Source organism: Ensifer sp. R-19 (assembly GCF_049905105.1).
Lineage (GTDB): Bacteria > Pseudomonadota > Alphaproteobacteria > Rhizobiales > Rhizobiaceae > Ensifer.
This window is the reverse complement of record NZ_CP184569.1, coordinates 1849981-1870084: the sequence shown is the minus strand read 5'-3', so window position 1 is coordinate 1870084 and position 20104 is coordinate 1849981. Positions and strand designations below refer to the sequence as shown.

Annotated in this window: 15 protein-coding genes and 1 riboswitch; of the genes, 7 read left to right on the top strand and 8 right to left on the bottom strand. The window is 62.6% G+C overall.

Annotated features, from left to right (window positions below):
• Nucleotides 1–87: 87 nt before the first annotated feature.
• The 5 genes from ACN9MO_RS09065 to ACN9MO_RS09045 form a co-directional block, all read right to left on the bottom strand.
• Complete coding sequence (locus tag ACN9MO_RS09065; RefSeq protein WP_057254173.1) at nucleotides 88–1134, bottom strand: quaternary amine ABC transporter ATP-binding protein; 1047 nt, start codon at nucleotides 1132–1134, stop codon at nucleotides 88–90.
• On the bottom strand, nucleotides 1127–2038 hold the full coding sequence (locus tag ACN9MO_RS09060) for an ABC transporter permease (RefSeq protein WP_113133098.1): 912 nt from the start codon (nucleotides 2036–2038) through the stop codon (nucleotides 1127–1129). Before ACN9MO_RS09060 ends, ACN9MO_RS09065 begins: the two co-directional genes overlap by 8 nt.
• A 294-nt stretch (nucleotides 2039–2332) precedes the next feature.
• Entirely contained in the window at nucleotides 2333–3331 is a 999-nt protein-coding gene (locus tag ACN9MO_RS09055; RefSeq protein WP_057254177.1) for an ABC transporter substrate-binding protein, read from the bottom strand.
• A 340-nt stretch (nucleotides 3332–3671) separates the two neighbouring features.
• Nucleotides 3672–3932, bottom strand: a complete 261-nt coding sequence (locus ACN9MO_RS09050; protein WP_143032967.1) for a hypothetical protein — start codon at nucleotides 3930–3932, stop codon at nucleotides 3672–3674.
• A gap of 188 nt (nucleotides 3933–4120) precedes the next feature.
• Nucleotides 4121–4264, bottom strand: coding sequence for a hypothetical protein (locus ACN9MO_RS09045; RefSeq protein ID WP_093234608.1), 144 nt, complete (start codon nucleotides 4262–4264; stop codon nucleotides 4121–4123).
• A gap of 250 nt (nucleotides 4265–4514) precedes the next feature.
• On the opposite strand from ACN9MO_RS09045, the gene ACN9MO_RS09040 reads away from it, so the two are divergent.
• Complete coding sequence (locus ACN9MO_RS09040) at nucleotides 4515–5972, top strand: cobyric acid synthase (protein ID WP_113133115.1); 1458 nt, start codon at nucleotides 4515–4517, stop codon at nucleotides 5970–5972.
• 152 nt (nucleotides 5973–6124) lie between these two features.
• Nucleotides 6125–6751 (top strand): class I SAM-dependent methyltransferase, encoded by a 627-nt coding sequence (locus ACN9MO_RS09035; protein WP_057254179.1) that lies wholly within the window; start codon nucleotides 6125–6127, stop codon nucleotides 6749–6751.
• Nucleotides 6752–6791: 40 nt separating this feature from the next.
• Here ACN9MO_RS09035 and ACN9MO_RS09030 read toward each other — a convergent pair whose 3' ends face one another.
• Nucleotides 6792–9023 (bottom strand): adenylate/guanylate cyclase domain-containing protein, encoded by a 2232-nt coding sequence (locus ACN9MO_RS09030; protein ID WP_113133097.1) that lies wholly within the window; start codon nucleotides 9021–9023, stop codon nucleotides 6792–6794.
• Nucleotides 9024–9266: 243 nt separating this feature from the next.
• A riboswitch (cobalamin riboswitch) is annotated at nucleotides 9267–9415 on the top strand.
• Nucleotides 9416–9851: 436 nt separating this feature from the next.
• On the opposite strand from ACN9MO_RS09030, the gene cobU reads away from it, so the two are divergent.
• The 5 genes from cobU (at nucleotide 9852) to ACN9MO_RS09005 (ending at nucleotide 16536) form a co-directional block, all read left to right on the top strand.
• Complete coding sequence (cobU, locus tag ACN9MO_RS09025; protein WP_113133096.1) at nucleotides 9852–10376, top strand: bifunctional adenosylcobinamide kinase/adenosylcobinamide-phosphate guanylyltransferase; 525 nt, start codon at nucleotides 9852–9854, stop codon at nucleotides 10374–10376.
• A gap of 3 nt (nucleotides 10377–10379) precedes the next feature.
• Nucleotides 10380–11444 carry a cobalamin biosynthesis protein CobW gene (gene cobW / locus ACN9MO_RS09020; RefSeq protein WP_113133095.1) on the top strand — a complete coding sequence of 355 codons (1065 nt, stop codon included), beginning with the start codon at nucleotides 10380–10382 and terminating at the stop codon, nucleotides 11442–11444.
• Nucleotides 11445–11545: 101 nt separating this feature from the next.
• Nucleotides 11546–15313 (top strand): cobaltochelatase subunit CobN, encoded by a 3768-nt coding sequence (gene cobN, locus ACN9MO_RS09015; protein WP_113133094.1) that lies wholly within the window; start codon nucleotides 11546–11548, stop codon nucleotides 15311–15313.
• 153 nt (nucleotides 15314–15466) lie between these two features.
• Complete coding sequence (gene cobO, locus ACN9MO_RS09010) at nucleotides 15467–16111, top strand: cob(I)yrinic acid a,c-diamide adenosyltransferase (protein WP_057254188.1); 645 nt, start codon at nucleotides 15467–15469, stop codon at nucleotides 16109–16111.
• Nucleotides 16111–16536, top strand: coding sequence for an EamA family transporter (locus tag ACN9MO_RS09005; protein WP_113133093.1), 426 nt, complete (start codon nucleotides 16111–16113; stop codon nucleotides 16534–16536). Before cobO ends, ACN9MO_RS09005 begins: the two co-directional genes overlap by 1 nt.
• 663 nt (nucleotides 16537–17199) lie before the next feature.
• Here the strand turns inward: ACN9MO_RS09005 and ACN9MO_RS09000 are convergent.
• Nucleotides 17200–17811 (bottom strand): methyltransferase family protein, encoded by a 612-nt coding sequence (locus tag ACN9MO_RS09000; protein WP_425987107.1) that lies wholly within the window; start codon nucleotides 17809–17811, stop codon nucleotides 17200–17202.
• Between the two features lie 1182 nt (nucleotides 17812–18993).
• Entirely contained in the window at nucleotides 18994–19779 is a 786-nt protein-coding gene (locus ACN9MO_RS08995) for a TSUP family transporter (RefSeq protein ID WP_112995577.1), read from the bottom strand.
• Nucleotides 19780–20104: the final 325 nt, after the last annotated feature.

Genomic DNA, 20104 nt, shown 5'->3' with positions numbered 1-20104 from the left:
TTCTCCCCGTCAGAACGGGGAGAAGGTGCCGGCAGGCGGATGAGGGGCGCCTCGTCAGTTGGCGCGGCTGACCCCGATCATCCCGTTTCAAGCCGCCGCGCGATCCTCGTGGCTCGTTGGCGTGACCATGGCGGAGATGACGGTGGAAAGGTCGAGTGCACCGATCGGGCGGCCGTTGACGTCGACCACATGGGCGCTTGTGACTCGGGCAGCGGTCATCATGCGGGCGGCCGATTCCAGCACGGTGCCGGTCACGAGCGGTACGCCTTCGGCATTGCCCGAGAGCGGGCGCATGATCGTTTCGACATTGATCACCCGCCCACGGTTCACTTCCTTGACGAAAGCGGTGATGTAGTCGTCGGCCGGCGAAAGCACGATCTCCTGGCCGGTGCCCTGCTGCACCACGCGTCCGTCGCGCAGGATGGCGATCTTGTCGCCGAGGCGCAGCGCCTCGTCGAGGTCGTGGGTGATGAAGACGACGGTCTTCTTCAGTTCCTTCTGCAGGTCGAGAAGCACGGTCTGCATGTCGACGCGGATCAGCGGATCGAGCGCCGAATAGGCTTCGTCCATCAAGAGGATATCGGCATCGTTGGTGAGCGCGCGGGCAAGGCCGACGCGCTGCTGCATGCCGCCCGAAAGCTGGTTCGGATAGTGGTTCTCGAAGCCCTTGAGGCCGACGCGCTCGATCCAGCCGCGCGCACGCTTCTCGCTCTCCTTGCGCTCGATGCCCTGGATTTCGAGGCCGTAGACGGTGTTGTCGAGCACGGTACGGTGTGGCAGCAACGCGAATTTCTGGAACACCATCGCCGTCTTGTGGCGGCGGAATTCCCGGAGAGCGTCGTCGTTCATCTTGCAGACATCGACACCGTCATAAAGCACTTCGCCCGAGGTCGGGTCGATCAGCCGGTTGATGTGGCGGATCAGCGTCGACTTGCCGGAGCCGGAGAGACCCATGACCACCATGACGCCGCCGGCGGGCATGGAGATGTTGATGTCCTGCAGGCCGAGCACGTGGCCGTGCTTCTCGTTGAGCTCGGCCTTGCCCAAGCCTTTCTTGACGGCGTCGACAAAGTCGCCGCCGCGGGGTCCGAAGATCTTGTAGAGGTTCTTCACCTCGATCGCGTGACTAGCCATGGATAACCTCCGAGTGCTTTTGCAGCCGCTTGCCGAAGGCCTGGCTGGTACGGTCGAAAATGATGGCTATGCCGACAAGGGCAAAGCCGTTGAGGAAGCCGACGGTGAAGAACTGGTTGGCGATCGCCTGCAGCACGTTCTTGCCGAGGCCGCCGACGCCGATCATCGAAGCGACGACAACCATCGCCAGCGACATCATGATCGTCTGGTTGATGCCGGCCATGATGGTCGGCAAGGCGAGCGGCATCTGCACATTCTTCAGTTTCTGCCAGGACGACGAGCCGAAGGCGTCGGCCGCTTCCATCACTTCCTTGTCGACGAGACGAATGCCGAGATTGGTCAGCCGGATCATCGGCGGCACGGCGTAGATGACGACCGCGATGAGGCCCGGCACCTTGCCGAGGCCGAAGACCATGACGACAGGGATCAGGTAGACGAAACTCGGCATCGTCTGCATGACGTCGAGGATCGGGTTGATAAAGGCCTGCACCCGGTCCGAGCGCGCCATCAGAATGCCGATCGGAATGCCGATGACGATCGAGATGAGCGTGCAGACGGTGACCATCGCAAGCGTGACCATCGTGTCGTTCCAAAGCCCGACAAGGCCGATGGCGATCATCGACAGCGCCGTCCCGATGGTGACGTTGATGTTGCGGCTGCCGAAATAGACGACCGCCACCATGAGCACCAGGACCAGGATCCAGGGCGAGCCGACGAACAGGCTTTCGAGGTAGTTCAGGAACCATTGAAGCGGCTCGACCATCCTGTCGATGATGTCGCCATAGGACCGCACGAATCCCTTGAAGCCGTCATCGACGGTCTTGCGAGCGAGCCGGATCGTGCCTTCGTCAATGGCAGGGAACTTGCAGAGCAAAGCTGGCAAGACACTGCAGATGGATGCCATATGTATCCCCTTCTTGGCCGGAAGTCTTTTATCTCGCCGGTTGCGTCTCGGCATCGATTTGCGTCGATGCCTGCGCACACTGCTGGTGGCCTCTTTGGGCCCGGCTCTTGAACTGTGTCAGCGAAATGTGGCGTCCGCTTTACTGTTTGCGACGCGGACGGCCTCGCTCCGCCGCCTCTGGAACGACGCGCGCTCGAACGGAACCCGTGAGAGCGCTGCATTGTCCCCGTTCCGGCATCACAACCGGAACGGACAGGCGGCCGTCAGGGACGGCGCGCCTGCCCTTGTGTCGTGTCAGAGTGCCGCCTTGACCTTTTCGGCCACTTCCGGGCTCACCCACTGGGTCCACATGTCCGGGAACTCGGCGAGGAAGTGCTTGGCGCCATCCTCGTTGGTACCCTGGTTCTGGTCCATCCAGGCGAGAACCTTGTTGACGGTGCCGTTGTCCCACTTGCGCGCCTTGACGTAATCCATGGCGACGCCGGCCTTCTCGGAGAAGGACTTGGTCACGACCGTGTAGACGTCGGAAACCGGGTAGGAGTTGACCTTCGGTGTCGGGCAGTCCGGCACGGCGGTGCAGGCGTCCCAGTCGGCCTTGTCGTGGTCGACGCCGAAGGAGAGGCGGGTCATTTCGTACTTGCCGAGAATGGCGGTCGGCGCCCAGTAGTAGCCGAGCCAGCCGGTTTTCTTTTCGAAGGCGTTGGCGATCGAGCCGTCAAGGCCGGCGGCCGAACCGGTATCGACCAGCAGGAAGCCGGCCTTTTCCGCGTCCAGCGCCCGATAGAGATTGGCGGTCGAGACCTGGCAGTTCCAGCCCGACGGGCAATTGTGAACGGCGGCCTTCGACGAATCTTCCGGCGACGGGAAGAGTTCCGGATGCTTCAGGGCGTCCTGCACCGTCTTGATGTCAGGATGCGCGTCTGCGAGGAATTTCGGGATCCACCAGCCCTCGATGCCGCCTTCGCTCAAGATCTTGGCCGCTTCGATCAGCCGGCCTTCCTTGATCGCAGCGTCGAGCGGCGTGCGCACGGCGTTGACCCAGAGTTCCGGCGCCATGTCGGGTTGCGACTTTTCGTTCATGGAAGCGAAGGTCGGCATGGTGTCGCCGGTGACCAGCGTCACGGTGCAGCCGTAACCGTTTTCGAGAATGAACTTGTCCACCTGGGCGGCGACGCCGGCGGAAGCCCAGTTCATTTCGGCAATGCTGACTTCACCGCATTCCGCAGCCTGTGCGGAACCCGCCAGAGCGTAGAGGCCCGCGGCGAGAATGGTGGAAGCGAGGAGTTTCTTCATGTTGCAAGACCTCCCAGTCTTTATTTGCAGCCAATATCCAAACGGGAACCTACGGCGGATGCCGAGCATCCTCCGTCACCCGGAGCAATCATGCAGCCTGGGGTTCGGCATCAAATCAAGCCAAGGTTCACCCTTGCTGCGGACGGTGCGGGAGTTCGTTTTCAGCCCTGGCCGCGGAACCCTGTCGCCAGCCAATCTCCTCTTATACCGCCAGCCAAGCCTAAGTATTCTCGTTGAGAAATCAACCTCTTCAATCGGAACGTCGGGTTGCCGCCGCTCTTTGCGCGTTCTGTCTGCGACATCGCTGGCGGGCGCTTTTTGAGCATGAGAAAGGCCGAATTTAAGCAATACCGACAATTCCTGCCGCAAAAAATGGCGCTATGCGCCACATCGTTCGAATCCCTGTCGAGATCCTGACGTTTCCTGTCGTGATTGCGTCACGGCGATTGTCGCGCATGTCGCGAAAAAAATTCAAAAAAAGCCGGAATTCATCTTTGGTTAAATCCTCAATAACCATCCGGTAACGATGTCCAGCTAATTGTTCTTCTCGCGGCGGGGGACTGCCGCGGGTCCGGATCAGGTAGTGCGTCCCGGATTTCAAGCGAACCTTCGGTGCGTTACCCCGAAGTGACCAGGCGTTTTTTGGGCGGCCGCATCCCTCTTCTCGAGGTTGATGCGGCCTTCGCATTTCAGCACCAGCGTCGGACATAAAAAAACCGCCCCGGATGGGGCGGTGGAGGAGGCTCTGGGAGGAGAGCTCGAAGGGGCATCTGCGCCCCGATCGCGGACCTAGCCGACGTTCGACGTACGGATGAAGCCGAGCGGACCGAAGGGCGCGTCGACAACGAGGTTGCGCACGCGTGACTGGCTGGTCGGAACCTTGGAGTTCCAGGCGATCTGGACGAAGTTGGGCTTGCTGAAGATGTACAGCATGGACGTAAACCTTGAGAGGCCGGAGGCCTATCCCCCGGAGCGTGTTGCTATGCCGCTGATATAGGTGTGCGCTGCAATGGAATGAATGCCAAACTCGCCATGCGATGTCGCAATTTGGCTACCGGCTGCGGCATTTTCGACAAGCCTTGCGAAAGGCCGAAACAATGCGTGAGAAGCCTCGCTCGATTGCGGCGAAATCGTGTCGAAACAGACCTTTGCCGCTGACCGTTTCAGTGTTACCGATGGCCGCATGACACGCAGGATCATGTTGCAGGGAACCGGCTCGGATGTCGGAAAATCGGTACTGGTGGCGGGGCTCTGTCGGCTCGCCGCCAATCGGGGCTTAAAGGTCCGGCCGTTCAAGCCGCAGAACATGTCGAACAACGCCGCCGTTTCCGACGACGGCGGCGAGATCGGCCGGGCGCAATGGCTGCAGGCGCTGGCCGCGCGCGTGCCGTCGTCCGTGCACATGAATCCCGTGCTTTTGAAGCCGCAGTCCGACGTCGGCAGCCAGATCGTCGTGCAGGGCAAGGTGACGGGGCAGGCCAAGGGCCGGGAGTACCAGGCGCTGAAACCGAAGCTGCTTGGCGCCGTGCTGGAAAGCTTCGAACAGATCTCGGTCGGCGCCGATCTCGTGGTCGTGGAGGGCGCAGGCTCGCCGGCCGAGATCAACCTGCGCGCCGGCGACATCGCCAATATGGGCTTTGCGACACGCGCCGACGTGCCGGTCGTGCTCGTGGGCGATATCGACCGCGGCGGGGTGATCGCCTCGCTCGTCGGCACCCATGCGATCCTTTCGGATGAGGACCGGCGCATGGTGACCGGCTACCTCATCAACAAGTTTCGCGGCGACGTCACGCTGTTTGACGACGGCATCGCTGCGGTGAACCGCTTCACCGGCTGGCCTTGTTTTGGCGTCGTGCCATGGCTGAAGGCAGCAGCCAGGCTGCCGGCAGAAGATTCGGTCGTGCTGGAGAAACTAGCGCGCGGCGAGGGACGGGCGCTGAAGGTTGCCGTGCCGGTGCTGTCGCGAATCGCCAATTTCGATGACCTCGATCCGCTGGCCGCCGAGCCGGAGGTCGATCTCGTCTTCGTCCGGCCGGGCAACCCGATCCCCGCCGATGCCGGCCTCGTCGTCATCCCCGGGTCGAAATCGACCATCGGCGACCTCATCGATTTTCAGGTGCAAGGCTGGGATCGCGATCTCGAGCGCCATGTGCGCCGCGGCGGCCGTGTCATCGGCATTTGCGGCGGCTACCAGATGCTCGGCCGGCGCGTGACCGATCCTCTCGGTATCGAAGGCGGCGAGCGCGCCGTCGAGGGCCTCGGGCTTCTCGACGTCGAGACCGAGATGGCGCCGGAAAAGACGGTGCGCAACAGCCGCGCCTGGTCGCTGGAGCATGACGTGGCGCTTGAGGGCTACGAGATCCACCTGGGCAAGACGCAAGGGGCCGATTGCGACCGGCCTTCGGTGCGCATCGACAACCGTGCGGATGGCGCGCTTTCTGCCGACGGCCGGGTGATGGGCACCTATCTGCACGGGCTGTTCACGAGCGACGCCTATCGCACAGCACTTTTGCAGAGTTTCGGCATCGAAGGCGGGGCGAGCAACTACCGCCAGTCGGTGGACGCGGCGCTTGACGATGTCGCCGGCGAGCTGGAGGCGGTACTCGACCGGCGCTGGCTGGACGGGCTGCTTGGCAGATAGCCGAAGAAGGGGGCGTCAGCGGAGATCGTCGGGATCCGGGCGACAGAAGGGACCAGCCTCAAACCCCAGCATCTTCCACCGTTCCGCTGTAGAATTCACTGGGAAGAAAGGAGCGCTCAACTACGGCCGCGCGCTCGGAGACAGGTGTTGCAATGCAGGACGAAACCAGACGAGCCCATTGGGACAAAGCCTATCAATCGAAAGGCGAAGCGGGGGTCAGCTGGTTCGAAGATGCGCCCGCCGTTTCGCTCGATCTCATCCGCAGGCACGTGACGATCGCCACCGCGTCGCTGATCGATGTCGGCGGCGGCGCCTCGCGGCTGGTGGATGCGCTGCTCGACGAGGGCATGAAATCAGTTACGGTGCTCGATCTGTCGCCGGCGGCGCTCGATGCCGCCAGGGCAAGGCTCGGGCTGCGGGCCGACGCGGTCCACTGGGTTGCGGCCGATGTGACCGCGTGGCGGCCGGATCGGACCTACGACATCTGGCACGACCGCGCCGCCTTTCATTTCCTGACCAATCCGGACGACCGGGCGGCCTATATCGAACGCCTGACGGCGGCCGTCGTTCCGGGCGGACACGCCGTTATCGCCACCTTCGCGCCCGATGGTCCGGAGCGCTGCAGCGGTCTGCCCGTGGCGCGTTACGACCCGGCGGCGCTGGCCGAAGTGATCGGACCGTCCTTCCGGCTTGTCGAGCATATCATGCACCAGCACACGACGCCGTGGAACTCGACGCAGGCCTTCCAGTTCAGCGTGCTGGAGCGGGTGACGCACTAGGGCCGCAACCGGTTTGGCGCCTGCGTCGCTTCTGCCGTGGCTAGCGCACCTGCGAGAAGGTGAAGGCTCTGTCGCCGTGGTACCAGATGAACTCGTTTTCTCGGGCGCTCAGTCCTCCGGGGTTCCGCGAGACCATCCCACAAAGGTTCGTCGTTTTCAGCCACAGGAAACAAACCTCGTCCTTCTCGAACCGGACCTCGACGTTGCTCATCCTGCCGGCGCCGAGCGAAGCCCAGTCTCCCGTCAAGGTGGCGATGCCCTCGGGCGAAACGACAGCTTCATGTTCCTCGCCCGAATCCAGCATGCGTCCACGCAACCGGTGCCCGAAGAACAACGAACGGAGCTCATCGGCTGGCAGCCTGTCGCGAATGCTGACGTCGGTGTTCATCAGGGTCTCAGGCACGCCCGCCAGGCGCAGTCCCTGATAGAGCTTCTCGCTGGCATGCGGCTGCGCCAGGTCCAGCGGCGGGCGCTCTGAAATGCAGACGGGCGTTCCGCCACGGCTGATGCGAAGCGCGTCGTAGCGGGCGACTGCCGCCTCAGCCTCCGCGCGGTGACCGAGATGTCCGGCGGCAGAGGCAAGGAGAAGGAAAGGACCGTCATCCTGGGGGTTGAGTGCGATACTGCTTTTCGCCGCTGCCGCTGCCGCTTCGAAATCCTCCAGGCTGAACTGCGTCAGGCCGAGGACGTACAGGAAGAAGGACGGGGAGTGCGGATCGAGGCGGATCGCCGTGCGGATATAGGGCAGAGCCTCCGCCGGCCGGCCGGCGGATGTCAGGACGAAGGCCGTCAATGCGTAGCTCCAGGAGTCGCCGGGTTCCAGCGCGATCGCTTCCTTGAGGTCTGCGAGCGCGTCGGCATGCCGCCAGTCCACTTCGGCAAGGAGGGCCGCTGCCTGATAGGCGAGTGCCGTCTTATGTTTCTGCGCCATCCGCAGAAACTGCCGCGCCTTGGCTCGCGCCTCGAAGCGCGTGATGCCCAGCTGATAGTGCCAGCGCCACAGGTAAATGCGCGCATAGGCCATGGCTGCGGCGGCATAGGCACGTCCATAGGCGGGATCGAGCGCAATCGCCTGGTCGAAGTAGGGCAGGGCCTTCGCGAAGTCTTCGGGCGTGGTGCGCCGGTGATGCTCCCAGCCGCGCAGGAACGCATCGAAGGCCGCTGGCACGGCCGTTTCCTTGCGCCCGAAGGCCATCTGCTGGTCAGGGTCCAGCCGCAACGCAAGCGCTTCGGCAATGCCGCGCATCACTTCGTCCTGCAGCGCAAAGGCATCGGTGAGCGATCCGTCGAACTTTCCGGCCCAGACGTGCCCGCCATCAAGGGAATCTATGAGCTGCGCATTGATGCGAAGCTGCTCTCCGGCACGCTGGACGCTGCCTTCAAGCACATATCGGACACCGAGCTCTTCCGACACCTGCCTGGCTGTCACCGATCTCCCCTTGTAGGTGAAGGTCGAGTTGCGCGCGATGACGAACAGGCCGGAGATCTGGGCCAGTTCGGTGACAAGGCCGTCGGTCATGCCATTGGCGAAGAATTCCTGCTTGGGGTCATCGCTGACATTGGCAAAGGGAAGCACGGCGATCGAGGGCTTGTCTGCCTGGCTGAAGTCCACGGCCTGAGCCGGACGGATGTCGGCAGGCGGCTGCCACGGGCGCCACCAGGCGGCACCGACGGCGGCTGCGAATGCAAGGGCAGATGCCGCGGCCAGCGCGGCCCAGCGTCTCCCGCGGTGCGCTTTGGCCTTCGGCTTGCGGGCGTGGGCTTCGTCCAGCCAGAGACGGTAGGTCCGAACCGGTTTTTCGACGTGTTTCAGACGCTGCTCGCCGAGAAAGACGAAACCGACATCGAGGTGCTTCTCGACCTGGTCGTAGGCGGTGCCCGAGATGACGATGCCGCCCGGTTCGGCCAGGCCCTGCAGGCGCTCGGCGATGATGACGCCATCGCCGTGGATGTCGTCGCCCTCGACGATCACGTCGCCAAGATTGATGCCGATGCGGAATTGCAGCCGCCCCGCGTCCACACCGCGACTATCAGATTTGGCGCGCTGCACCTCGACCGCACATCGGACTGCCTCGACGACGCTGTGGAACTCGACCAGCAGGCCGTCGCCCATGGTCTTGATCAGCCGGCCGCGATGCGTCTCGATGCTTTGTTCGAATAGTTCGTGCAGGTCGGCCTGAAAGCGGGCGCAGGTACCCTCCTCGTCGGCCTGGGTAAGCAGCCCATAGCCGCAAACGTCGGCAATCATCACGGCGGCGAGCCTGCGTTCCATGTGCCTACCGGATAAACGAAGCCCCTCGGGTCGGTTGCAGGATGTTTCAGCGACCTTTGCACGTCCATAGGACGCGCGGCGCTGCAGTTTAACGCAACATCTGTAATTGCTAAAATATGTTCGTTCGCGATCTGCCATTCGCCTCATGTCCGGTGCGGCTTCGCGCTCGACAAATCGTCGCGCGACGCAAGTCGGCCGGGGAGGTGTCGCAAGCGTCGATTGACTTTGCGGCGCCCGCTTCCTAATCATCGGATGTTGGATGGTTCCCCCTTGTCGTGGCGATTGGGGGGAATAATTGGGAATGTGACGGATGGACCCAAACCGGGCATCCTTATCGCAGCCGACCCCGCGACTGTAGAACGGTCAGGGTTCGCCATCGGGCTCAAATTCAGAGCTGCCAGCCGGTTGCATGGGGCAATCGAGGCAGTGCGGAATCGAGCCGGAAAAGCCACTGGCGTGGCATCGTGATCAGCCGGGTTGGACGCCTCTTCTTCTACGAATCGTCCGCCTTTCATGATGTCGCCCACAGCACCCATGCGTCGGAGACGACGCGCAAAGGTTCGCTGTGGCACTGGAAAGCGCCGGGAAGGTGAGGCGGGCCGCTCGGGTCCTCACATCGGAACCTCGTCCATTCGGGGCGAGGCGATGTGGGGCCCGTGACGCCGTGAGCCAGGAGACCTGCCACCCGACATGGGCATTCCGCCCGAGGAGACGTGTCGTCTCCAACGCCATCACGGAGGTTGTTTTGGCTCTCAGATACTTTCCCGAACGCGCCGCCGGCGCGTCGCACGGCTGTTGCCATCTGCCGCTGACCTTGGCGCGGTCACGATGAGCAATCCCAGCGCCGGACCGGTCCTGGTCCTCGGCGGCGCCCGTTCCGGCAAGTCCAGCTTTTCCGAGAAGCTCGTCGGAACGTCCGGCCTTACCAAACATTATGTCGCCACCGGCCGCGCCTGGGACGACGAAATGCGTGCGCGCATCGATCATCACAGGACGCGCCGTGGCGAAGGCTGGACGACGCATGAGGAGCCGGTCGATCTCGTCGGCATTCTGCGGCGCATCGACGACCCCACCCATGTCGTTTTGATCGACTGCCTGACGCTGTGGGTCACCAATCTCATGCTCGAAGAGCGCGACATCGAGGCGGAGTTCGCCTCGCTTGTTGCCTACCTGCCGCAGGCGCAGGCGCGCCTCGTGTTCGTTTCCAACGAAGTCGGCCTCGGCATTGTGCCCGAGAACCGCATGGCCCGCGAGTTTCGCGACCATGCCGGCCGGCTTCACCAGATCGTTGCGGAGAAATCCGCTGAAGTTTACTTTGTCGCGGCCGGTTTGCCGCTGAAAATGAAGGGTTGAATAATGACCACTGCGAGAACCAGCCACGGCAAGATCCCGGCGACCGTCATCACCGGCTTCCTCGGCGCCGGCAAGACGACGATGATCCGCAATCTGCTGCAGAACGCCGACGGCAAACGCATCGCGCTGATCATCAACGAGTTCGGCGATCTCGGCGTCGACGGCGACGTCTTGAAGGGCTGCGGTGCGGAGGCCTGCAGCGAGGACGACATCATCGAACTTACCAATGGCTGCATCTGCTGCACCGTGGCCGATGATTTCATCCCGACCATGACCAAGCTGCTCGAGCGCGAAAACCGCCCGGACCATATCATCATCGAGACCTCGGGCCTGGCTTTGCCGCAGCCGCTGATCGCCGCCTTCAACTGGCCGGATATCCGCAGTGAAGTCACCGTCGATGGCGTCGTCACCGTGGTCGACAGCGCTGCCGTTGCCGCCGGCCGCTTTGCCGACGACCATGACAAGGTCGATGCGCTGCGCGTCGAGGACGACAATCTCGACCATGAAAGCCCGATCGAGGAACTGTTCGAGGATCAGCTGACCGCTGCCGACCTGATCGTGCTCAACAAGACCGATCTGATCGACGCGTCCGGCCTCAAGGCGGTACGCGACGAGGTTTCCTCGCGCACCAGCCGCAAGCCGACCATGATCGAGGCGAAGAACGGCGAGGTGGCCGCCGCCATCCTGCTCGGCCTCGGCGTCGGCACCGAAAGCGATATCGCCAACCGCAAGTCGCACCACGAGATGGAGCATGAAGCGGGCGAGGAGCACGACCATGACGAGTTCGACAGCTTCGTCGTCGAGCTCGGCGCCATCGCCGATCCGGCCGCCTTCATCGATCGCCTCAAGGGCGTCATCGCCGAGCACGACGTGCTGCGCCTCAAGGGTTTTGCCGATGTGCCCGGCAAGCCGATGCGCCTGCTGATCCAGGCCGTCGGTGCCCGCATCGACCAGTATTACGACCGGGCCTGGGCGGCCGGCGAAAAGCGCGGCACGCGCCTCGTCGTCATCGGCCTGCACGACATGGACGAGGCGGCGGTGCGCGCTGCGATTGCTGCGCTCGTCTGATCGTTCATTGAATGAAATGATCTAACGCATTGAAATAACGCAATTCCGGACGGAAGCCGCTTCACGCGTTTCCGTTCGGAATTGCCCGAACGGACAAGATCATGCATCTGCTTCTCGCCCAGAAAGGAACGATCGCCGACGGCAACGAGGCGATCGACCTTGGGCAAACGCCGGCCGACATCCTGTTCCTGTCTGCCGCCGACACCGAGCTCTCCTCGATCGCCGCCGCCCACGGCCGGCGTGACGGTGGCCTGAGCCTGCGCATTGCGAGCCTCATGAACCTGATGCACCCGATGTCGGTCGATACCTATGTCGAGCGCACGGCACGTCATGCGAAGCTGATCGTCGTCCGGCCGCTCGGTGGCGCCAGCTATTTCCGCTATCTGCTCGAAGCCTTGCATGCGGCGGCCGTCGCTCACCGTTTCCAGATCGCGGTGCTGCCGGGCGACGACAAGCCGGACCCGGGCCTTGAACCGTTTTCTACGGTTGAGGCCGATGACCGCCAGCGGCTCTGGGCCTATTTCAACGAGGGCGGCGCCGACAATGCCGGCCTGTTCCTCGACTATGCCGAGGCGCTGGTTTCAGGCGCCGAGAAACCGCAGCCGGCCAAGCCTTTGCTGAAAGCCGGCATCTGGTGGCCGGGGCGGGGCGTGATCGGGGTTTCGGATTGGTTGAGTGTTGTGGGGGCTGGAGCCCCCGCATGCGCAAATCCCACCATCGCCATCTGCTTCTACCGCGCCCTCGTCCAGAGCGGCGAGACGCGGCCGGTCGAAGCGCTGATCGATGCGCTGAAGGTGCAAGGGGTTCGGGCACTGCCGGTCTTCGTCTCCAGCCTCAAGGATGCGGTCTCCGTCGGCACGCTGCAATCGATCTTTTCCGAAGCCCCACCCGACGTGGTGATGAATGCCACCGGCTTTGCCGTTTCTTCGCCCGGCGCCGATCGTCAGCCGACGGTGCTGGAATCAACCGGCGCGCCGGTGCTGCAGGTGATCTTCTCCGGCTCATCACGGCAGCAATGGGAGACATCGCCGCAGGGGCTGATGGCGCGCGATCTGGCGATGAACGTGGCGCTACCGGAGGTCGATGGCCGCATCCTTGCGCGCGCCGTCTCGTTCAAGGCGGCGTCGATCTACGATGCGAAAGTCGAGGCTAACATTGTCGGGCATGAGCCGCTCGAAGATCGGGTGCGTTTTGCCGCCAGCCTTGCCGTCAACTGGGCGAAGTTGCGTCGCACCGAACCCGCCGACCGGCGGATCGCCATCGTCATGGCCAATTATCCGAACCGCGACGGGCGCCTCGGCAATGGCGTCGGTCTCGACACACCGGCCGGCACCGTCGAAGTGCTGCGTGCCATGACGGCAGAAGGCTATGCGGTGGGCGACGTCCCGGAGGATGGCGACGCGCTGATGCGTTACCTGATGGCCGGGCCGACCAATGCGGCAGGCCGTGATCGTGAAATTAGAGAAACAATTTCGCTCAGCGATTACAACGCCTTCTTTGATTCGCTTCCGAAACAGATTCAGGATGAAGTTGGCGGCCGTTGGGGCGCGCCCGAGGCCGATCCGTTCTTCCAAGACGGCGGCTTCGCGCTGCCGCTCGCCCGCTTCGGCGATGTCATCGTCGGCATCCAGCCGGCGCGCGGCTACAACATCGATCCGAAGGAAAGCTACCACTCGCCGGACCTGGTGCCGCCGCATGGCTATCTCGCCTTCTATGCCTTCCTGCGCCATCAGTTCGGCGCGCAGGCCATCGTGCATATGGGCAAGCACGGCAATCTCGAATGGCTGCCGGGCAAGGCCTTGGCGCTGTCCGAGACCTGTTATCCCGAGGCGATCTTCGGGCCGCTGCCGCATATCTATCCCTTCATCGTCAACGATCCGGGTGAAGGCACGCAGGCCAAGCGCCGCACCAGCGCCGTCATCATCGACCATCTGACGCCGCCCTTGACGCGCGCTGAATCCTACGGGCCGCTCAAGGACCTGGAAGCGCTGGTCGATGAATATTACGACGCCGCCGGCGGCGATCCGCGACGGCTCCGGCTCTTGAGCCGCCAGATCCTCGATCTCGTGCGCGACATCGGCCTCGACAGCGATGCCGGTATCGACAAGGGCGACAGCGACGACAAGGCGCTGGAAAAGCTCGATGCCTATCTCTGCGACCTCAAGGAAATGCAGATCCGCGACGGCCTGCATATCTTCGGCGTGGCGCCGGACGGGCGCTTGCTGACGGACTTGACCGTGGCTCTGGCGCGCGTCCCACGCGGGCTTGGCGAAGGCGGCGACCAAAGCCTGCAGCGGGCGATCGCGGCGGATGCGGGACTCGCCTTCGATCCGCTCGATTGCGTGATGTCGGACGTGTGGACAGGCCCGAAACCGGCTATCCTCGCCGACATCTCCGACGCCCCCTGGCGCACTGCCGGCGACACGGTCGAACGCATCGAGCTGCTGGCGGCAAGCCTCGTCTCGGGTGAGCAGCCTTGCCCGGCGGACTGGACGAACACGCAAGCCGTACTCGACGAGATCGAAACCCGCCTCAAGCCCTCGATCACGGGCTCTGGTGCTGCGGAAATGGCCGGCTTTCTCACCGGCCTCGATGGCCGCTTCGTCGCCCCCGGTCCCTCTGGAGCGCCGACACGAGGCCGGCCGGACGTGCTGCCGACCGGCCGCAACTTCTATTCCGTCGACAGCCGCTCGGTGCCGACGCCGGCCGCCTACGAGCTCGGCAAGAAGTCCGCCGAACTGCTGATCCGCCGCTATCTGCAGGATCACGGCGAATGGCCGTCGTCCTTTGGGCTCACGGCCTGGGGCACGGCAAACATGCGCACCGGCGGCGACGATATCGCCCAGGCCTTGGCGCTGATCGGCGCCAAGCCCGTCTGGGACGTGGTCTCGCGGCGGGTGACGGGCTACGAGATCGTGCCGCTCGCGGTGCTCGGCCGGCCGCGCGTCGACGTGACGCTGCGCATCTCCGGCTTCTTCCGCGATGCCTTCCCGGACCAGATCGCGCTGTTCGACAAGGCGATCCGCGCCGTCGGCGCACTCGAGGAAGACGATGCCGACAACATGATCGCCGCGCGCATGCGCGCCGAGACCCGGCGGCTGGAGGCGGAAGGCGTTGACGCCACCGAGGCCGCGCGCCGCGCCTCCTATCGCATCTTCGGCGCCAAGCCCGGAGCGTACGGCGCCGGCTTGCAGGCGCTGATCGATGAGAAAGGCTGGGACAGCAGAGCCGATCTCGCCGAGGCCTATCTCACCTGGGGCGCCTATGCCTATGGCGCCGGCGAGGAGGGCAAGGCCGAGCGCGATCTCTTCGAGGAGCGCCTGCGCTCGATCGAGGCGGTGGTGCAGAACCAGGACAACCGCGAGCATGACCTGCTCGACAGCGACGACTATTACCAGTTCGAAGGCGGCATGAGCGCTGCCGCCGAGCATCTCGGTGGCACCAGGCCGGCGATCTACCACAACGACCATTCCCGGCCGGAAAAGCCGGTCATCCGCTCGCTGGAAGAAGAGATCGGCCGCGTCGTGCGGGCGCGCGTCGTCAATCCCAAGTGGATCGATGGCGTCATGCGCCACGGCTATAAGGGCGCCTTCGAGATCGCCGCCACCGTCGACTACATGTTCGCCTTTGCCGCGACCACGGGTGCGGTGCGCGACCATCACTTCGAGGCCGCCTATCAGGCCTTCGTCGTCGACGAGCGGGTGGCGGAGTTTCTGCGCGACAAGAACCCCGCCGCCTTTGCCGAGCTTGCCGAGCGGCTGCTGGAAGCGATCGACCGCAATCTCTGGACCCCGCGCTCGAACTCGGCGCGGTTTGAACTTGGTGGCATCAGCGGCGCCGCCACCCGGCTTCGCGCCGGCAACGAATAGAGCAGCTCCGGGCACGGTTTTCCGTCCGGAATTGCCTGGAAGCAAAGACTTGGGTTCCGTTTCGCGTTCAGTGAAATACGGAAAAGGAACAGATGCGGGATCAGAGCTGCGGTTCTGCATCCATCCCGCCAACCGGAAATCGAGGGAGTTATCATGAGCGACGAGACGACAAACAGCGGAGAACCTGTTGCCGAGAAGGACGATGCCCGCCACGCCATGAAGATGGCGAAGAAGAAGGCCGCCCGCGAAAAGATCATGGCGACGAAGACCGACGAGAAGGGCCTGATCATCGTCAATACCGGCAAGGGCAAGGGCAAGTCGACCGCCGGTTTCGGCATGATCTTCCGCCATATCGCCCACGGCATGCCCTGCGCCGTCGTGCAGTTCATCAAGGGCGCCATGGCGACGGGCGAGCGCGAACTGATCGAAAAGCATTTCGGCGACGTCTGCCAGTTCTACACGCTCGGCGAGGGCTTCACCTGGGAAACGCAGGACCGCGCCCGCGATGTGGCGATGGCGGAAAAGGCCTGGGAAAAGGCGAAGGAACTGATCCGCGACGAACGCAACTCGATGGTGCTGCTCGACGAGATCAACATCGCGCTGCGCTATGATTATATCGACGTCGCAGAAGTCGTTCGCTTCCTGAAGGAAGAGAAGCCGCATATGACCCACGTGGTCCTGACCGGCCGCAACGCCAAGGAAGACCTGATCGAGATTGCCGATCTCGTCACCGAGATGGAGCTGATCAAGCATCCGTTCCGCTCTGGCATCAAGGCGCAGCAGGGCGTCGAGTTCTGATGAGCCAGAGCTGGCAGTTCTGGGCGCTGCTTTCGGCAGCCTTCGCTGCCCTGACGGCCGTGTTCGCCAAGGTCGGGGTTGCGCAGATCAACTCCGACTTCGCAACGCTGATCCGCACCGTCGTCATCCTCTGCGTGATCGCCGCCATCGTGGCGGCGACAGGGCAGTGGCAGAAGCCATCGGAAATCTCCGGACGCACCTGGCTGTTCCTGGCACTGTCCGGCCTTGCCACGGGCGCTTCGTGGCTTGCCTATTTCCGGGCGCTGAAACTCGGAGACGCCGCCCGCGTGGCGCCGATCGACAAGCTGTCGATCGTCATGGTCGCGATCTTCGGCGTCTTGTTCCTGGGCGAAAAGCTCAACCTGATGAACTGGCTGGGCGTCGTGTTCATCGCCGCCGGCGCGCTGCTTCTGGCGGTGTTTTGAGGTTTCATGATCGGTTTGTTGCTTCGAAGCGATTTGCTCACTGAACTTTAAGAGGCAATCGCGGTAACTGAATGGATGGTATCTGCTCAGCGCTAAATGGTATTTCCAAAATGAATTACGGCGATGTCGGCCTCAGAAAGGCATTTGGTCCCTATGCGGTATTCTTGTCCGTCAGTTTTCTTTTCGCGACCATTGTTGTCTACTTATACTTAACGTTGTTCGACGATCAGGCAATCGTAAGGCGGCTCGGGATCGAGGGGCTGAGCCTCGAAACATGTGTGAGTGCATCTTATTGGATCGCGAACTCAATTTACATTTCGCATAAGCTCCTATCGATCGTAGTATTTTTCAGTTTTGTCGTTGCATTATATTTCTCGTATAAGTTCAATTCTCTCCTTTTTGTTGGTGTCACTATTGTCGGGTCATTGTGTATTTTCCCGTTCGCGATAATGTTTCTGAGCAGTAACGTTTTCATCATTCCATCGTTGCTCGTATCTTCATGTTCTCATGGGGGTGCGTCTGTGTTTTATATTTTAGTGTTAATGATCAACATGATGTCGGCCTATGTAATTTCAGGAACCGCCTATTTTTTGTTCAAAGCTCACAGAGACGGTCTTGGTCGCGACTGAAGCCGGTGACGTAGTTGCTGCCAGTCCGTCAAAATCAAACCCACCGGCGGACGCGCCCGCAATAGGCACTGTATGCCTCGCCAAAAGCGCGGGAGAGGTGGGTTTCCTCCATGCGGATCTGGTAGGAGATCGAGATCCAGGCGGAAAGCGCCAGCGCCACCGAGACGACGTTGGGCACCGCCAGCACCGTGCCGATCAGCGCCGTGACCATGCCGACATAGATCGGGTTGCGCGAGAAGGCGTAGAGGCCTGAGGTCACGAGCGGCGCGTCCTGTTTCTCAGGGATGCCGATCTTCCAGGAACGGCGCATCGCCGATTGCGACAGCATGGTCAGCCCGCCGCCGAGGGCCATCAGCACGAGGCCGATCGCGGCGATGGACGGCGTGTCCAGGGCCGGGATGCGGCCGAATCCCGCGTCGACAACCTGCGGAAAGGCGGCGACCGCCAGCAGGTGAACCACCAGCGCCGCCACGATCACGCGAAAGAGTTTGCCTGCAAACCCCTCGGCATCGTCGCCATAGGTCAGCACGACGGGTGAGCGGCCGGATTGAACGCGGCGCAGCGCTGCCAGCGCCAGCGTGAACAGGCCGACGATAAGCATCAGGATGGCGGGCAGGAAGTGGTGAACATTGGAACCTCTGGGCAACGACAGGGGGACGCTTGCGGCCGGGCGCCTGTCTCACAGTCTCTGGCTCGCCCGACTTCCGCGACGCATTTCCTGCAAGTTGCAATCTCTAGCGGCTAGAGGTTCAAGGGGGTGCGCACTCGACTTTCGTTTTGGTTAGCGCATTTTGTATCAGCGAGTGTCGATGACAGGGAATGCTCGTCAGGCCCTAGGGAGGATTTCACCGCCATATCCGCACATTGCCTAGATTCAGACATCGCCCCATGACCACCCAATGACCGACATCTATGCGCAGGGTGGTCGCCTTCAGTTTCCAGGAAGCGATCCTGCGTTGGCCGTCCTGATCGTTCTTAGTGGTCCGAGAGTTCCTCGGCCGTTGCGGCAATCTCGGAGTTGCCGAACGTGCCGTCGACATACTTGAAAACAAGTATACTCATGATCGAGGCGACTATTGCAATCACGACTATACGCGTTCGGCTTTCCCGGTGGTCGTTGCGATCTACAGCAACACCCGGCGAAGGCCTTGGTTCCCCCATCTAGTCTAGTTGGCAGGAACAATTGCAGGCGTGGGCGATGGGGCGTTCTCCAAATCCGGCCGAACCGCCAGAATGCTTATTACGAGAGCGACGAGAACGCAGATGAGCATGAGGAAGGCGATACCAGCTTTGTCCATGCCCCGACATCAGACGTTCAATGTGGGCAAATCGAGGCGGCGGCACAGCCGCGTTTAGGGTTGCCCTCTGTGCGGGGGGCCTTGATGAGGCTTCTGGAAGCACGCATATAGATGCCCAAATTGTTTAGATCGCGGGTGTACCTTGAAGACCGTTGCTAGAGTTGCGTTTGCTATCGCATCGCTTTTGATAATCGCATCATGCAGTGAAACCGGCCCAGCCCAAACGACCAAGGCGAGCGCATCCGCGGTCCAGCAGGCAGCCAAAGCAAAGGCGGCTCCCACGCCGAAGATGAGCCGAAAGCAGAGAGCCGCAGCGGAAGCTGAGGCAAAGGCGCGTGCAGAAGCGCGCAGTCCTCGGCAATGCAAGACCCCCAAACAGATATGTGGTTACGGCGCCGGGCCAGCAGGCGAAGAATGCTCATGCTGGTCGACCACAGGCGCGCCCGACGTTGGTGTGACAGTCAAGTGACGTTCACTTAAGTCGCGGCATCTGGTTCCAGTCTAAGAGAGCCAGGAATGCGCGCCGGGACTCAAAGCCCCAGCCAGATTCTGAGCGGATGCGTCGGATCTGCCAGCAGCCGGATGGCGAGTGCGATCGAGACGATGACGAGCAGCGGCTTGATGATCTTGGCGCCCTTGGCCATGGCATAGCGCGAGCCGACCTGGGCGCCGAGAAACTGGCCGACGCCCATCATCAGGCCGACCTTCCAGAGAATGGCGCCGAAGAAGAGGAAGATGCCAAAGGCGCCGACGTTGGAGCCGAAGTTGAGGAACTTCGTATGCGCCGTGGCCTTCAGCACGCCGAAGCCGGCCAGCGTGACGAAGCCGAGCATGAAGAAGGAGCCGGTGCCGGGACCGAAGACGCCGTCGTAAAAGCCGATCAGCGGCACAAGTGTCAGCGTAAACACGAAGGGCGTGATCCGACGGTGCTGGTCGACGTCGCCCATGTTCGGCTTCAGCCCGAAATAGAGTGCAATGGCGATCAGCAGGAAGGGCAGCACGGCCTTCAGGACGTCGCCTGGAACGATGGTTGCAAGCAGCGCCCCCAGCACGGAGCCTGCCGCCGACATCAGCGCCATCGGCAATTGCTCTTTCAGGTTCACGTGACCGCGCCGCGCATAGGAAAGGCTTGCCGAACCCGAGCCGAACAGCCCCTGCAGCTTGTTGGTGCCGAGCGTCTGCAAGGGCGGAATGCCGGCGATCAGCATGGCGGGAATGGTGATCATGCCGCCGCCGCCGGCGATCGAATCGATGAAGCCGGCGATGAAGGCGGCAACGAACAAGAAGGCGAGCAGGTGGAAGGCGAGATCTTGCACGGGAGGGACTCCGGGAGAGGGAGACGTATGGAGGTTTTGCCGCCTTGTGTCAGAGCCGGCCACGATTTGCAAAGCCTTCTGTTGCGGCGTTGTTGGCCGCCCGGGCGGACGACCTTCGAATCTTTCACGGAATCAAAAGCTTGTCCTGAGTCGCTGTGTTTCTGGATGGAGGCGCCGGCGATCGAATGGCGGCCGACACAGGCGGCTATAGCGATCCGCCGGGCAACTGTGCGCCTTCGTCAATCGCGACATGGCGATGGCGCAATCCGGTTTGACCGGTCTCCCGCGCTCCGGTAAAAATGACAATCATGCGACGGCGTCCGCT